Annotated in this window: 16 protein-coding genes; 9 read left to right on the plus strand and 7 right to left on the minus strand. The window is 33.0% G+C overall.

What is annotated here, in order from left to right; translation table 11 throughout:
• Nucleotides 1-5 precede the first annotated feature (5 nt).
• Both ABI657_RS00930 and rluF read left to right on the plus strand, forming a co-directional pair.
• On the plus strand, nucleotides 6-350 hold the full coding sequence (locus ABI657_RS00930) for an antibiotic biosynthesis monooxygenase (RefSeq protein WP_348095356.1): 345 nt from the start codon (nucleotides 6-8) through the stop codon (nucleotides 348-350).
• Nucleotides 351-441: 91 nt separating this feature from the next.
• A complete protein-coding gene (gene rluF, locus ABI657_RS00935) occupies nucleotides 442-1,254 on the plus strand; it encodes a 23S rRNA pseudouridine(2604) synthase RluF (RefSeq protein WP_348095357.1) in 813 nt (270 codons plus the stop codon).
• A gap of 69 nt (nucleotides 1,255-1,323) precedes the next feature.
• Here rluF and ABI657_RS00940 read toward each other — a convergent pair whose 3' ends face one another.
• The 7 genes from ABI657_RS00940 to ABI657_RS00970 all read right to left on the minus strand — a co-directional run bounded on the left by ABI657_RS00940 (nucleotide 1,324) and on the right by ABI657_RS00970 (nucleotide 9,594).
• Complete coding sequence (locus tag ABI657_RS00940; protein WP_348095358.1) at nucleotides 1,324-3,228, minus strand: PQQ-binding-like beta-propeller repeat protein; 1,905 nt, start codon at nucleotides 3,226-3,228, stop codon at nucleotides 1,324-1,326.
• A gap of 142 nt (nucleotides 3,229-3,370) precedes the next feature.
• Nucleotides 3,371-4,756 (minus strand): DUF4173 domain-containing protein, encoded by a 1,386-nt coding sequence (locus ABI657_RS00945; protein ID WP_348095359.1) that lies wholly within the window; start codon nucleotides 4,754-4,756, stop codon nucleotides 3,371-3,373.
• A 59-nt stretch (nucleotides 4,757-4,815) separates the two neighbouring features.
• Entirely contained in the window at nucleotides 4,816-5,106 is a 291-nt protein-coding gene (locus ABI657_RS00950; protein ID WP_348095360.1) for a transcriptional regulator, read from the minus strand.
• 3 nt (nucleotides 5,107-5,109) lie between these two features.
• Nucleotides 5,110-5,739 carry a hypothetical protein gene (locus ABI657_RS00955; RefSeq protein ID WP_348095361.1) on the minus strand — a complete coding sequence of 210 codons (630 nt, stop codon included), beginning with the start codon at nucleotides 5,737-5,739 and terminating at the stop codon, nucleotides 5,110-5,112.
• A gap of 316 nt (nucleotides 5,740-6,055) precedes the next feature.
• Complete coding sequence (locus tag ABI657_RS00960) at nucleotides 6,056-6,940, minus strand: tetrahydrofolate dehydrogenase/cyclohydrolase catalytic domain-containing protein (protein ID WP_348095362.1); 885 nt, start codon at nucleotides 6,938-6,940, stop codon at nucleotides 6,056-6,058.
• Between the two features lie 127 nt (nucleotides 6,941-7,067).
• Entirely contained in the window at nucleotides 7,068-8,420 is a 1,353-nt protein-coding gene (gene ffh, locus ABI657_RS00965; RefSeq protein WP_348095363.1) for a signal recognition particle protein, read from the minus strand.
• A 154-nt stretch (nucleotides 8,421-8,574) separates the two neighbouring features.
• Nucleotides 8,575-9,594, minus strand: a complete 1,020-nt coding sequence (locus tag ABI657_RS00970) for a hypothetical protein (protein ID WP_348095364.1) — start codon at nucleotides 9,592-9,594, stop codon at nucleotides 8,575-8,577.
• A gap of 276 nt (nucleotides 9,595-9,870) precedes the next feature.
• On the opposite strand from ABI657_RS00970, the gene ABI657_RS00975 reads away from it, so the two are divergent.
• The 7 genes from ABI657_RS00975 (at nucleotide 9,871) to ABI657_RS01005 (ending at nucleotide 16,189) form a co-directional block, all read left to right on the plus strand.
• Nucleotides 9,871-10,386, plus strand: coding sequence for a sigma-70 family RNA polymerase sigma factor (locus ABI657_RS00975; protein ID WP_348095365.1), 516 nt, complete (start codon nucleotides 9,871-9,873; stop codon nucleotides 10,384-10,386).
• 52 nt (nucleotides 10,387-10,438) lie between these two features.
• Nucleotides 10,439-11,338, plus strand: a complete 900-nt coding sequence (locus tag ABI657_RS00980) for a FecR family protein (protein ID WP_348095366.1) — start codon at nucleotides 10,439-10,441, stop codon at nucleotides 11,336-11,338.
• An 84-nt stretch (nucleotides 11,339-11,422) separates the two neighbouring features.
• Nucleotides 11,423-13,873 carry a TonB-dependent receptor gene (locus ABI657_RS00985; RefSeq protein WP_348095367.1) on the plus strand — a complete coding sequence of 817 codons (2,451 nt, stop codon included), beginning with the start codon at nucleotides 11,423-11,425 and terminating at the stop codon, nucleotides 13,871-13,873.
• Between the two features lie 128 nt (nucleotides 13,874-14,001).
• Nucleotides 14,002-14,391, plus strand: coding sequence for a hypothetical protein (locus ABI657_RS00990; protein WP_348095368.1), 390 nt, complete (start codon nucleotides 14,002-14,004; stop codon nucleotides 14,389-14,391).
• A gap of 10 nt (nucleotides 14,392-14,401) precedes the next feature.
• Nucleotides 14,402-15,265, plus strand: coding sequence for a DUF5777 family beta-barrel protein (locus ABI657_RS00995; RefSeq protein WP_348095369.1), 864 nt, complete (start codon nucleotides 14,402-14,404; stop codon nucleotides 15,263-15,265).
• 18 nt (nucleotides 15,266-15,283) lie between these two features.
• Nucleotides 15,284-15,631 carry a hypothetical protein gene (locus ABI657_RS01000; RefSeq protein ID WP_348095370.1) on the plus strand — a complete coding sequence of 116 codons (348 nt, stop codon included), beginning with the start codon at nucleotides 15,284-15,286 and terminating at the stop codon, nucleotides 15,629-15,631.
• Between the two features lie 12 nt (nucleotides 15,632-15,643).
• On the plus strand, nucleotides 15,644-16,189 hold the full coding sequence (locus ABI657_RS01005; RefSeq protein WP_348095371.1) for a YceI family protein: 546 nt from the start codon (nucleotides 15,644-15,646) through the stop codon (nucleotides 16,187-16,189).
• Nucleotides 16,190-16,204 lie beyond the last annotated feature (15 nt).

A 16,204-nucleotide genomic window follows, 5' to 3' on the forward strand; every position in this document is an offset into this window, starting at 1 on the left:
AAACTATGATAGCAGTAATTTTTGAAGTCATTCCTAACGAAGGAAAAAAAGCAGAATATCTCAATATTGCTGCGAATCTGAGGCCAGAACTAGATAACATTGAAGGATTTATTTCGATAGAACGTTTTCAAAGTTTTAGTAATCCTGAAAAGGTTTTATCATTGTCTTTCTGGAAAGATGAGGAAAGTATTCAGCAATGGAGAAATCTGGAAATGCATCGACACGCCCAATCCAAAGGAAGAAATGAAATTTTTAAAGATTATCATTTAAGAATTGCCCATGTTGTTCGGGATTATGGAATGTTCGAAAGAAAGGAAACACCAAAAGATAGTTCTAATTTTCATGATTAGAAAGGTTTAAAATTGCAGGAATTAAAATTTATTTGGATTTTAACCAAAGTCTGATAATCTAAGAAGTCTAAATTTTGACTACTTTTGCAATATGGAAGAGAATTTAAAACGCCTGAATAAATTTATTGGGGAAACCGGCTATTGTTCACGCCGTGAAGCCGATAAATTGATTGAAGAAGGACGTGTAACAATAAATGGAGTCGTGCCGGAAATGGGGACCAAAGTTTCTCCGGATGATGAAATACGTATAGACGGAAAATTGATTGTGGAGAAACACGAAAAAATGGTTTATCTGGCTTTCAACAAACCGGTTGGTATTGAATGTACGACCAACTTAGAAGTTCGAAACAATATTGTAGATTATATTAATTACCCTAAACGCATTTTCCCTATTGGAAGACTCGATAAAGCAAGTGAAGGATTAATTTTTATGACCAATGATGGTGACATCGTAAACAAGATTTTACGGGCCAGAAACAACCACGAAAAAGAATATACAGTAACGGTAAACCGGCCAATTACAGACCGTTTTATAGAAAGAATGGGTAATGGTGTTCCGATTTTAGATACAGTAACCCGAAAATGCAAGGTAGAACAGATCAGTAAATATAATTTCAAAATTATTCTGACACAAGGCTTAAATCGTCAAATTCGCAGAATGTGTGAATATTTGGGGTATGATGTAACGGCGTTGAAACGTATCCGAATTATCAATATTTCTTTGGATATTCCTGTGGGACGTTATCGCGATTTGACTGATGCTGAAATTAAGGAATTAAATGAATTAATTGAGCCTTCAAGCAAAACTGAAGAAGCAAGTTTGCCAAAAGTAGAAGCTCCAAAAAGAAGGACAGAATTCATCTCTGAACACGATCCCCGGTTTAAGAAAAAAGGAGATTATTAATGATTAATAAAAATAGAACAGGCGTATTAAATTAATAATACGCCTGTTCTATTTTATAATTTTGAATTATTATATTTTCTTATTGAAAATCCTTAACTCATTTTCATAGATATAATAAATTGATTGTGTTCCCGGATCAATTTCATAAATCGGACGCATGTTTTCAAAGATAATTTTATCTAATTCAGTACCATCCTCTTTTTTTACTTTCACTAATACTTTTTTGCTTGTCGCTTCATCTTTGGCAAAAATATAAGAGTAATCCCGATTTTGCTTCATTGCCTGGTACCTTTGTCCCAGCCTTTTGGAAACATCTCCTAAAACAGCAGCTCCGGCAGCTTGATTTGCAGATCTTCTTAATTGGGCTTCACTTTTTGCTTTTACCACACTTGTACTTTCTTTTCCGGTTGCCGGATCAATTGTAGTCATGGTCCATTCGCTTCCCATGACAGCATTCCCAAAAGAAGATACACCTAAGCCAATAGATCCTGCTGTAGCAAGTGCTGATCCCCAGGCTCTGCCGCCATCACCAGGCTGCGTATATATTTTTTGGTATAACACTTTACCATCTTTACTTACACCCATAACTTCTGTTGGTCCGGAAAGTGCAACCCCCCAGGAAAACAGTTCGATAGAATTTAATTCTTTTTCTTTTTTAACATTTACTTTTGCAAAAGCATCTGGTTTGTCTGCACCTTTTGAATCAAATTTGTACAGTTTTTCGTCATTATAAACTAAAAACTGATTATTTTCTTCATCAAAAACATTTAACAATGGACGGTTCTCATTAAATTTCAAATTTCCCCTCCATAATTTTTTGCCGCTTTTGTAATCTACCAGGTTACCATAGGTTGACGTCAGATATAAAACTTTATCATCAACTTTACCTAAATAACTGATTGCATCTTCCTTGTTGTCAGAAATTTCAATAAAGCTTTTCCATTTTTTTTGTCCGTCTTTATCGATAAGCATCATTTCGTTTTCAGCAACATATAAATAATCACCATCAATTGAAATCACTTTTTTTAATCCGTCACCGCGGGCATCTTTTTTCCAGATTTTAGATCCGTCATTTAAATTATAAAAATTGAATCCGCTGTGGTGGGCAACCAAAATTTTAGTTCCCCAATCTTCTAAATAAACGATATATTTCGTTTTAATGGCATCTTCCCAAATTGGTTTTCCTGTTTCAGAATCCAATACATTCAAATATTGTTTGGTAGACAACATTCCTTTGCTGTTGATTACTACTAAATTTTTATTATTTTGAGTTGGAAAAACTTTAGTATACTCCAGATCTCCTACCCATTTTAAATCACCATTCGTTCTGTCGATAGCAGATAATTTCCCGTAGTAAAGGGAATAGATCATGTTGGAACTAACCTGCGCTTCGTTTGATTGATTTGCTTTAAATGTAAACATGGAAGAAAACATGCTTTTAGCTTCTCCCTGAACTGTTTTCCATTTTACAGCTCCTGTATTCAGGTCGATTAAAGATGCAATTACTTTACCATCTTCAACTCCTTTTACCAAGTACTCATTATCATCATATAAAAATTGGCTGTTAAAAACAATATATTTATAATTTGCTGAATTGTAAACTACTTTACCGTCTTCAGAATTGATTAATACCGTTTTGTAGTTCACCAATGCCTCAATGTAAGGAGTTCCGTCAATTGGTTTTAGAATTCTTTTACTTGCAAATAAGTTATCGGTATCTAAGTTAGTAATTGTTTCAAGTGCGGTAGCGTTTCCTACCGTTTTATCTGCATCAAAACTCCAGATTTCAGTTTTCGTTTCCGGATTAATACCTTTAACAATATTACCTTCTTTAACCACAATAATACCTGTAATTGTATTTTGTGTTAAGTCGTCAATCTTCGAATTCATTTTTATAACTTGGTCGGCAACTCTCTGGGCAATACCAGTAAAGCTAACTAAAGTCAAAAAAAATACCAATGTAATTTTTTTCATAGTTTTTTTTGGGTTAAAATGTTATATTAATTTCCAAAATAGTGCGACAAATATCCCACATTGCTATTTAATAACCAAGGTAATTAATAAAAAAAATCTTCATAAAAATAAATTAAATTTTATGAAGATTTTGTAGTATACTTTATTTAGTATTCAGAAACTCGTAATATAAAGCTTTAGATAAAAAAGTTGTACTTTGATATTCATCAATTATTTCTTCTCTTTTAATTTCATTTGATTTTCCGTCTAAATTATTTTTTCTAAAGTATTCTCTCCGGCTTTGATCATTAAAATTCAAACCGCATAAAAATCTCGGTTCAACTCCTTTATTTACTGAGATATTATAATTGGTAATTAGATTTCCCCAATTAACAAAACTGCATAAAAGAACAGTTCCATAAAAATACCAAACCATCTGATTCGCTAAGTAAGCGTTTGTTTTTTGTCTTCTGATTTTTAGAAAAGCATATGCCAAACCAATGATTGCTAGAATGAGAAAAGCAAAAACCCCCAGACGTTTGTATGTCAAACCGAAAAAAGAAATATATTCTGAGTTTTTGATCAACGCACTTATAATCAAAACACCATTCAGAAAAATCCATACTTTGGCAAGTCTTTTAAGTGAAACTGCCTGTTTGTCGAAATTGAATCCGCCTTTAAAATAAAACATAATAACGCCAACCGCCATCAGTATTGAAAAAATCACAGAATTTACTCTTTCATGCGTATCAGAACTTAACTTAGATTTTTCTACTACCTCAAAAAACTGTTCGTAATTGTAGGTTACAATAAATACCAAAAGCATTAAATTCAATAGTATCAAAGTAATGACACCGCTTTTTCTCTCGAAATCCAAATCAAGAAATGAAAATGTATTTTGATTTTTAACTTCTGATATATTGCTGAATTCATTATCAAGAAGCTCATTTTTTTCATAACAAACCTCAGGAACCCAGTAATTCCAAAAGCTAAATGAAATATAGAAACCCAAAATACCAATAATAACCAGATTTCCCAAATTGATATCTAAAGTGTAATCTGTAAACAATGAAGAGAAATGATCACTTCCGAAAGAATATACGATGAAAAACAGAATTAGAAAAATGGCAGGAATTACAAAAAAAGCAACAAGTTTCTTGGCAAAATTATTATGGATTTTCTTTTCCGGAAGCCACTGCTTAAACATTAATATACGGCCCAATGATGTAATTCCGTTTAAAAATACGAGAGGAAAAACCTGAACTATTTTGAGTTTTGGATCCTGGGTTTTAAACTGTAAAAAAAGAATTGACATTGCCAAAGCTAAAAAAGAAGCGAAATCTCCGTACCAGGCAAAAGCCAGACAAGACAAAACTGATGTAACCACTAAAATCAAATGTGATCTTTCAGAAAAACGATCCTGAAAGAAATAACAAACAAAACCTGTTAAAACAAGTCCAAAAATTGACACGTTAACTCCAAGTTCTTCTTTGTAAAAAAGCAGTAAGAAAATCAGACTGCAAGCTAAAATAATGTGATGTTTTTTCATGTTGAATAAATTTAAAAGTACTTTGTTTTTCAAAGTAATTAGACAAAAAATTTTGGTTATTAGGATTTCATTAATTTTTCAAGGTAGGACAAGTGCTCTTTGAAGGCTAAACGTCCTTTTTCGGTAACACTATAAGACGTTTTAGGCTTTTTGCCAACAAACTCCTTCTTCACTACAATATATTCTGATTTTTCAAGCGCTGACGCATGACTGGCCAGATTACCATCTGTAATATTTAGTAAGTTTTTCATTTCGGTAAAATCTATCCATTCATTCACCATCAGTATGGACATAATACCCAGTCTGACACGGCTTTCGAAATCTTTATTTAGTTTATCAATGATTCCCATTGGTTATTTGTATTTTTTGAACATCATTAGTCCGTACAAGATATGCAAAATACCAAATCCTATGATCCAAAAAACTAAACCATATCCGATATAAAAAAGCGAAATACAACCTAAAATAATTTGGCAATATCCAAGATATTTAACATCCGAAAAAGTATATTTTTCTGCGTTTATTAATGCCAATCCATAAAAAAGTAAAGTTGCCGGAGCTATTAAACCATAGTTTTGATGGTATAATAATGATAAACAAAATACTCCGCCCACTGCTAAAGGAATTGCCAAATTAAAAAACATCTTTTTTGTAGCCGATGTCCAAATTGGCAAATTGTACTTTTTGCTTTTTCTGACAGTAAAAGCCAATCCAAAAACAAATGCACAAACCAAAATAATAACTCCGCTTACAACCAGTTCTGAAACCAATTTAGATGGAATTGTATATACTTGATCACCATCTAGTTCATCAGCAAAATATTCAATTCCGTTTATCTTAAACAACTGGTAAACATACAATCCGCCAATTAAGGCAGAAAGTCCCGCAAATACTCCTGAGAGTCCGCTAAGGGATATAAATCTTGAAGAACGTTCCATCATAGAACGAATGTGTGCTAAATCTTCCTGGTGTTTCTGACTCATAAATAAAGTACTTTGTATTGCAAAGTTAAATTTTATTTTGAATTGACAAACTAAAAATTGAATTTTATTTTATTGTTCAGTAAAATTATACCTAAAGTTTACAAAAACTTGCATAATGACTTTCTTTAATGGAGAGCTGCGTGAGGGATAGGAGCAAGCTACCGAAGTAGCGCGGATAGCCCGACCGTATTTACAAAAGGCGCAAATAAGCAGTATGTTAAGCAGCGCCTTTTGTAAATACGGTCACGCCCAAAGTATAAAACAACAAAGCCTACTCGATTGAATAGGCTTTGTTTATATTTTGTTTTGAAGAAAATTATTTTCTAGCGCTTCTCATTTTACGAGCCTGAAGTGTATTTTTTAACAACATCGCTATAGTCATTGGCCCTACTCCACCCGGAACTGGCGTAATAAATGATGCTTTTTTGCTTACTTCTTCAAAATCTACATCGCCTTTTATAACATATCCTTTTGGGTTTGACGCATCGTCTACACGGGTAATGCCAACATCGATGATTACAACTCCGTCTTTCACCATATCGCCCTTTAAAAATTCCGGAACTCCTAAAGCTGTAATGATAATATCTGCATTTTTAGTGAATTCTGCTAAGTTTTTAGTGCGGCTGTGTGTCAACGTAACTGTCGAATCTCCCGGATTTCCTTTACGGCTCATTAAGATACTCATTGGGCGGCCAACAATATGGCTTCTTCCAATTACTACGGTATGTTTTCCTGAAGTTTCTACTTTGTAACGTTCCAGCAATTCCATAATTCCGAATGGTGTTGCCGGAATAAAACTTTCCATTTCCAATGCCATTCTTCCAAAGTTGGTTGGGTGAAAACCATCGACATCTTTATCCGGATCAATTGCTAATAGGACTTTTTGTTCGTCGATATGTTTTGGCAACGGCAATTGAACGATGTAGCCATCCAAATCATCATCTTCATTTAACTCCTTAATTTTAGCTAACAAATCTGTTTCGGTAATATCTTCCGGTAAACTCACTAAAGTGGAATCAAAACCAATTTGCTGGCAGGACTTTACTTTACTTCCTACGTAAGTTAAACTTGCTCCGTTTGTTCCTACGATCACGGCTGCTAAATGAGGTACTTTTCCTCCTGCTGCTTTTATGGATTGAACTTCGGCTGCAATTTCATTTTTAATATCTTCAGATGTTTTTTTACCGTCTAGTATTTGCATTGTTTTTTGTTTCAGGTTTAAATTTTGTTTCAAGTTTCAGGTTAAAACGAAATTGTTATTTATTGAAAAAAGTTTCAAATTTCAGTCTCAAAACCTGAAACCTGAAACTTGAAACTTTTATTATTTTTTATCTCGGCATTCCGCCTGGCATTCCTTTCATGCCTCCCATCATTTTCATCAGGTTTTTTCCGCCCGGTCCCTGCATCATCTTCATCATTTTGCTCATTTGCTCGAATTGCTTCATCAACTGATTTACCTGCTCTACTTTAGTTCCGGAACCTTTGGCGATTCTGGCTTTCCTTTTTACGTCGATTATGGCTGGCTTGCTTCTTTCGATTGGCGTCATCGAGTGAATAATGGCTTCGATATGTTTAAAAGCGTCATCTTCAATTTCTACATCTTTCATGGCTTTTGAAGCACCTGGTATCATTCCAACCAGGTCTTTCATATTACCCATTTTCTTAACTTGCTGAATTTGCGTTAGGAAATCATCAAAACCAAATTCGTTTTTAGCGATTTTCTTTTGAAGTTTTCTGGCTTCTTCTTCGTCAAATTGCTCTTGCGCTCTTTCTACAAGGGACACAACGTCTCCCATTCCTAAAATACGCTCGGCCATACGATCCGGATAAAAAACATCAATTGCTTCCATCTTTTCGCCTGTTCCCACAAATTTGATTGGTTTGTTTACAACCGATTTAATCGAAATTGCAGCTCCACCACGTGTATCACCATCTAATTTTGTTAAAATAACTCCATCAAAGTTCAGGATATCGTTGAAAGCTTTTGCCGTATTTACAGCATCCTGACCTGTCATGGCATCTACAACGAACAATGTTTCCTGTGGCTGAATTGCTTTATGAACACGCGCAATTTCATCCATCATTTCCTTGTCTACTGCTAAACGACCAGCCGTATCGACAATAACAACATTGAAACCGTTTGCTTTTGCATGTTTGATTGCATTTTGAGCAATTTCAACAGGATTTTTATTTTCTGGTTCGGAGTAAACCTCAACTCCTATTTGATCTCCCACAACATGCAACTGATTAATCGCCGCAGGACGATAGATATCACAAGCTACTAAAAGTGGTTTTTTATTTTTCTTCGTCTTTAAAAAATTGGCTAATTTTCCTGAGAAAGTCGTTTTACCAGAACCCTGTAATCCTGACATTAAGATCACAGATGGAGTTCCTGAAAGATTAATTCCGGCAACATCGCCACCCATTAATTCGGTCAACTCATCCTTTACAAGCTTCACCAGTAATTGTCCTGGCTGAAGTGTCGTCAATACATCCTGACCAATCGCTTTTTCTTTTACTTTTGTTGTAAAATCTTTGGCAATTTTAAAGTTAACATCGGCATCAAGCAAGGCGCGACGAACTTCTTTTAAGGTATCGGCAACGTTTACTTCCGTAATTTTTCCGTGTCCTTTTAATATATGGAACGCTTTATCTAATTTATCACTTAAATTATCAAACATAATTTTGTTTTCTTTTATTGAAGTGCAAATATAAACTAAAGTTACAAAGTCACAAAGTTACCAACTTGTAAAATTTAGTGAATATCAATAAAAAAACCAGCTTAACTAACTGGTTTTTTGGTATACTTATTTTTTTGATTAAGAAATACTGCTATCAGTATTGATTTTTTTCAAAATAAAGATAGTTGGTACTATTACTTACATCACGCAAACGTATCAGAGAATTATTGAACTCAAATAATTTCCAATTAGAGTCTAATTTATGAAGTAAACTCGAACTAAAACTTATTTTAAATTCCCTTGTACCATAAACTTCCTTGGTTTCCCATTGACCTGTTTCGGAAATACCATCTTTCGAAGCAACCACAGATTTATCACTTTTAAAAACAAAAGCATATCCACTATACACAGAAGTCTTTTCTGAATCCTGAAAAACATACGTAATTTTCCAGGAACCTTTTGTTATTGATTCAGTAAAATCAAGTGTTGCGGTGTTATTCTCAGAGCAATTGTCAATTACATATTTAATTGCATTTTCGAATTCTAAATTATTTGTAATTGATTTTGTCTGATAATTATAATCAGTTATCGAAATAGGATATCTTAATGAAATATACTCGCTGGCGTTTAAATTTTTTATAAAATTAAAAAATGCCTGATCATTAGCAATGGATACAGAACTTGCAGCCTGATTATAACTATTGTAAATATTAATTGTTATTGGATAATTGATATTTAAACCATTGATTTTAGATAATAGATCAGGGTACATATTCCAATAATCTATTAGTGAATCAAAATCGGCTTCATTCGGAATCAATTTTTCTATATAATTATAGTAAATCATTGTTACCGGAAAAGTAATTTTTACAATATCATCATCAGTAGTATTTGCATTGATATTATCCAATACTTTTTGATAATCTGCTGTAGTGTTTATAGCAATGGCTGCATTATTAACAGTAACTGTATAAGGCAGTTTTATAGTGCAATAGGTAGACCCATCAATTATATTATCTTGCACCGTTTTTACCATAGCAACCCTTTGCAAATAAGAAGTAAGCGGAGAAGCATTAGTAACAGTCTGGTTATTATGGCTCTGTTCGTCTGTTTCGCTTTGGCAAGAGAATAAGAACAGAAAAGCTATTGATAAATATTTATTAAAACGGAACATATTTATATTTTTACAAAGGTAATACTTTAACAATCTGTTTTATGAAAATTGCTCATCAGTTAATATGTAATTAGGGTTATTTCCTTTATAAGTAATCATTTTTTTACAAAGAATATATTACGTTTAAAATGAACCCGGTTACGCAAAACCAAATTTTAGGATAATGAATAATTAACACTGTCTATACCTGAATAAAAACAATTTACTTCGCTTTTACCCTACTTGATTTAAAAACAAATACTTTTGCAGATTCCAAATTGAAAGATAATACGGCTAATGTCAAATATAAACCAATCAAATACTTGTGACGAAATTATCTTTTCGTCGTTTTTTAAAACTCACATCAAAGCACTTCGGAATTTTCTTTTTTACAAATTTGGTAATAAAGACCAGGCTGAAGATGTAGCGCAGGAAGCCTTTTTAAAACTTTGGCAAAACTGTGCCTCTGTACCTATAGAAAAAGCAAAATCATATGTTTATACGATTGCAAACAATAGCACTTTAAATGAAATTGCACACCAAAAAGTGGTTTTACGATATGAAAAAAATTTCGCCAATTTAGACAGAACTAATGAAAGTCCCGAATTTATTTTGGAAGAAAAACAATTTCAGGACAAACTTTTGAAAGCTATTGAAAACCTGAATGAAAAACAGCGTGTGGCCTTTTTGATGCATCGTATTGACAAAAAAAAATACAGCGAAATTGCCGAAGCATTAAATATTAGCGTAAAAGCAGTAGAGAAACGTATTCATCTGGCTTTGTTGAGCTTACGAAAAGAAATTAATTTATAAAAGTAGGGTAAATCCATTCCCGATTGTTTAATGATATAATACCACTTATACAATGAAAAAAAATGATTTATTAGCCAGATGGCTCAATGATGATTTATCAGAAAAAGAATTATCCGAATTTAAAGCAAGGCCTGATTTTGAAAAATACCAGAAAATAAAAAATTACACTGCTCATTTAGAAGTGGATGATTTGGATGAAAATGCGATGTTGTCGAACATTCTTCAGCATAAAAAAGCAACTCCAAAAGTGATTCCGTTATACAAAAAATGGATGTTCCGTGTTGCGGCTATTTTTGTTTTAGCCCTTGGAATTACTTTTGTGATGAAAAATTTTGTTCCCTATACCGAAACAGCAAGTTTTGGAGAAAAAACAACTTTTTCATTGCCTGATAATTCTGAAGTTGTCCTGAATTCAGGATCAGAGATACATTATAAAAAATGGAACTGGGACAGCAACAGACGTCTTGAACTGGAAGGTGAGGCTTATTTCAGGGTTTCAAAAGGCAGACGCTTTGAAGTCGAAACTAATCTTGGAAAAGTGTCGGTTTTAGGAACTCAATTTAATGTTAAGGCGCGAAAAAACAGATTTGATGTAATGTGTTATGAGGGTCGTGTAAAAGTAAATTATGGAAACACAAAAATCATATTGACGTGCGGACAAAGTGTGACTTTTGAAAACGGAAAACAATTCAGAACTGCTATAAAATCATCGAAACCGGGATGGATTGACAACCAAATATGTTTTAATAAAGAAAATATCAAAAGCCTTTTAGACGAAGTTCAAAGGCAATATAACATCACAATAGAATTGAATGCGAAAGATACAACTTCGCTGTTTACAGGAAAATTACCTACTAAAGACTTAAATGTGGCATTACAAATTATTAGTACAACGTATCATTTAAAAGCAAAAAAAGTTTCAAAAAATAAAATAATTTTTGACGAAAAATAGATGTTGCGCCCCAAACAATTTCATTTTTCATTTTTTTTGTTTTTCCTTGCCCTGAGCCTTACTGCACAGGACAAAGGGAAAATTATGTCTTTAAAAAAAATCATAATTGAAATCGAGCAACAGCATAAAGTAAATTTTAATTATACCGAAGACAATGTTGCAGGCCTGCAATTAACCCCTCCCAAAAAATCACTTTCTTTAGAACAAAAACTGCAATATCTGTCCAAAAGAACCAATTTGTCTTTTGAAAACATCGGAAATAAATTCATTAATATTTATAAAAAAGATAATGAACCCAAAATAATATGTGGTTATGTTTTTTCGAATACGGACAAAAAGCCTATTGAAAATGCTAATATTCATTTAGCTGAAAACTACCAGATTACAACGGACTTAAACGGTTATTTTGAATTTCAAAAAGGCAATAAAAATAATTTTTCCATTAGCCACATCGGGTTTAAAACTCAAAAAAATATTACATATAATTCAGATTTCAAAAATTGTTTAAAAATAGTATTAGAATCTGAAGTTACTGAACTCGAAGAAATCATAACCAATGCTATTCTGGCCTCCGGAATTTCTAAAAACGGTGATGGTTCGTTTGAAATCAAACCCAAGAAATTTGGTATTCTGCCCGGACTTATCGAACCCGATGCCCTGCAGACCATGCAGCAAATTCCCGGCGTTAATAGTCTTGACGAAAGTGTGGCGAGTATCAATGTTCGAGGTGGGACTCATGACCAAAATTTGTTTTTATGGAACGGAATACGAATGTTTCAAACGGGACATTTTTTTGGTTTAATATCCGTTTTTAATCCCAACTTGGCGCACACTATTTCTATCTACAAAAACGGAAGTTCCTCTTTTTACGGCGAAAGTGTTTCCAGTGTCGTCGCTATTTCTTCTACCCCTGAAACTGCAGAAAAAAATATTTTTAGTGCCGGAATCAATATGATCAACGCCGATATTTATGCCAAATATAATATTTCTAAAAATTCATATATTGAAATTTCAGCACGTAAATCGATTACTGATTTTGTAGAAACTCCAACGTACAAGGAATATTTTAATAAAGTATTTCAAAACACTACCATGACGAATTTTTCTAAAAACCAAAATATCAATTATCAAAGTGACAAGGAATTCGACTTCTACGATGCAACCTTTAAATACGTACAAAAAATAGGGTTGAAAGACCAGTTAATTGTAGATTTAATAACAATAAAAGACAATCTCAAAGTTTTTCAAAGCGCTTCGGTAAACGACATAAACAAATCAGAAGATAATATTTTGCGCCAACAAAATTATGGCGGAAATATATCATGGAAGAGAAACTGGAATAGCTTTAATACGACTAAAATTAATGTTTACAACTCTTCTTATGAGCTTTTGGGCAATCAAAAAACGACCAATGAGAGTCAAATAGTTATTCAGGAAAATACGGTTGACAATAACGGAGTTAATTTAGAAAACAATCATACTATTAATTCTAAATTTAGTTTCAATGATGGATATCAGTTTAATGAAATTGGCATAACCAATTTAGAGCAAGTTACTAACCCGGATTTCTATCGTAAGACCAAAGACGTTTTAAGAACCCATTCTCTGATTTTGGAAGGAAAATACAATGATACAATTTCGAGAATAATTCTTAATGCCGGAATACGATTGAATTATATTGAAAAATTCAAAAAACACATTCCTGAACCCCGTATACAGTTTAATTATGGTTTCAATAAAAATTTGAATCTGGAACTGCTTGGCGAATTTAAAAGTCAAAATTCCCAACAAATTATTGACTTGCAAAAGGATTATTTTGGTATCGAAAAAAGACGCTGGATTGTTTCTAATAATTCTACAATTCCAATTCAAAGAAGCAGGCAAATATCTCTAAGTTTATTCTATAAAAAAAATGACTGGCTATTGGACATTGAAAATTTTTATAAAAAAGTTACCGGCATTACAACCTCTAGCCAAGGATTTCAGAACCAATTAGAGTTTCTACGTACAACCGGCGATTATGAAGTTTTAGGCACAGAATTTCTGGTTCAAAAAAAGATGAATCATTTCCTGACCTGGTTAAGTTACACTTACAACAAAAATAATTACCATTTTGCAAATTATGAATTTCCAACTTTCCCAAACAATTTTGAGTTAACCCACACTATATCGTGGGCCGGAATTTATGAAAAAAACAATTTCAAAATTGCATTGGGAACTAAATGGTCTTCCGGCAGGCCAAAAACTTCTCCCAACCTCTCCGTAATCGATCTTTCAAATCCTGTATTGGTTTATAACAGGCCTAATAATACGAATTTGCATGTTTTTTCGCAGGTTAATTTTTCTTCAACTTACAAATGGGAGATGGATAATGGAATTCAGTTCAAATTAGGAGTTTCCATTCTGAACATTCTGAACAGGAAAAATGAAATCAGTGAATATTACAGAATAAGTTCGCTGTCAAACTCCATAGAGGAAGTCGAAACATTCTCACTTCAAAGAACTCCAAATCTGAGTTTTAGAGTTTCCTTTTAATTCAGACTATTTCTGGTTTTTAAAATCCTGGGCATTTCTTTCCACTTTTTTTTCAAAAACAATAATTCTTTGGTAGGGTAATCGGCATCAAGGCTGTTTTACCATTGAACCCCTTTAAAAGAATTAAAATGAAGAAAAAAATAATACTAACAGCTTTGGCAATAACTGTTCTTGCAGTTTTTGGTTACTACTATGTTTGGTATGGAGGTGCCAGAAATGTATCTGCGGAAGATGCTGTTTTTAATGTTTCCTCAAAAAGTATTATCGCAGAGTTTAACTCTGATATTGACAAATCAAATACTAAATACCTCGAAAAAGCAATAGCTATCAAAGGTGTTGTTAGTAAAATAAACCAAAAACAAGTCATAATAGACAATACGATTATCTGTGATTTGAAAGAGTCAGATTCCTCCATTAAAGAAGGTCAACAAGTAACCCTGAAAGGAAGAGTTGTAGGATATGATGACCTGATGGGGGAACTAAAATTAGATGAGTGTTCAGTAATAAATAATGATTAATAAAATAAAAATGAGGAATTTTTTAGGCTTTATGCTTTTGTTTTTTTTGACAGGAAATCTATTTGCCCAGGATGATTTGCTAAGCCAGCTGGACACAGTTAAATCTAATGAAAAACAAATTGAAACAGCAGCTTTCAAAGGATTGCAAATAGCCAATATGCAATCTACAAAATTGGCTGCAAAAGGCGAATGGTACATGCTTGTCTCGCATCGTTTTGGCGATCTGTCTGAAGGATTTAATAATTTCTTTGGTTTGGATAATGCCCTGACCAAATTTGGAGGAATTTATGGGATAACAAACTGGCTGAGTTTTGGTGCTACACGACATACATACAATAAAATTTATGAGGTAACAGCCAAATATAAAATGGCTAATCAGGAAGTAAACGGCTTTCCTGTTACAATTGTAGGATATAACACTATGGATATCAACAGTGCATTAGAAAAAGACCTATATCCAAATTTACAATTTTCGGATCGTTTGGCTTTTACAACACAATTATTAGTTTCCAGAAAAGTAAATGAAAAATTATCAGTCGAATTGGGTTTTATCAATGTTTATAAAAACTTATATGACGATGCGGCTGAACAGCAAAATGTATTTTCATCGGCTGCAGGATTACGATACAAAATTGCAAAAAGAATGAGTATTAACCTTGAATATGCTGCCCGAATAATTACAGAAGAGAAGGCAATAGACCCATATCATAATCCGCTTACTGTTGGATTGGATATCGAAACCGGCGGACACGTTTTTCAGCTGGTATTCTCAAACAGTCAGCCTATGAATGATGTGGCAGTATTTTCGGGAGCGTCAGGAGATTGGAATAAAGGAAAGATTTACTTTGGATTTAACATGTACAGATCCTTTTAAAACAAAATATATAAACAAATGAAAAAGAGCATACTATTATTATTTACCTGTGCATCATTTTTGGCTTCCTGCACAACCAGAACTTACGAAGAAATTTCTGAAACAGAGACAAGTGCCTCTCCTACTTTTACGGCAAATATTGAACCTATAATAAAAACAAATTGTATTGGTTGCCATTCATCTGGAGGGAGATTCCCAACTTTAGAAACATATGATCAGGTAAAAGACGCTACACAAAATGGCGATTTAATTTGCAGAATCGATCAGACTCAATCTTGCGGAAATGTAATGCCAAGATCAGGAGCTATGCCCAGACAAACTATTGACATGATCATACTTTGGCAAAAAGAAGGATATAAAAATTAAAACTATAATAAAATGAAAGAAGTAATAATATCAGTATTGTTTTTATTGGCAGGGAATCTAATTTTTTCACAAAAAATGATGAGCCGCACCGGAGAAATAAAATTTGAAGCCTCTATGCCTGCTTTTGAAGAAATAGCAGCAACAAACAAGACCACTTCCTGCATTCTTGAAAAAAGTACAGGCGACTTTGTGGCTTTGACTTTGATAAAATCATTCAAATTTAAAGCGCCGTTAATGGAAGAACATTTTAATGAAAATTATATGGAATCTTCTTTATTTCCGAAAGCGACTTTTAAAGGGAAGATTTTAAATTTTGATGCTAAAAAAGTATCAGTCACAAAGACAATTTATGACTTAGAAGGTGATTTAACGATACACGGGGTGACAAAAAAGATAAAAACTAAAATCAGTCTTGCTTTAAGTGGAGCAAAAATTCTGGCAACAAGTGCAATTTCAGTTAAACCACAAGATTATAAAATTGAAATTCCAAATCTGGTAAAAGGAAAAATAGCCGAAAATGTAAAAGTTTCAATGAATTTTATTCTTGAACCTAATTAATTCAAAACTATTATT

This window comes from Flavobacterium sp. (genome assembly GCF_039930565.1).
GTDB lineage: Bacteria > Bacteroidota > Bacteroidia > Flavobacteriales > Flavobacteriaceae > Flavobacterium.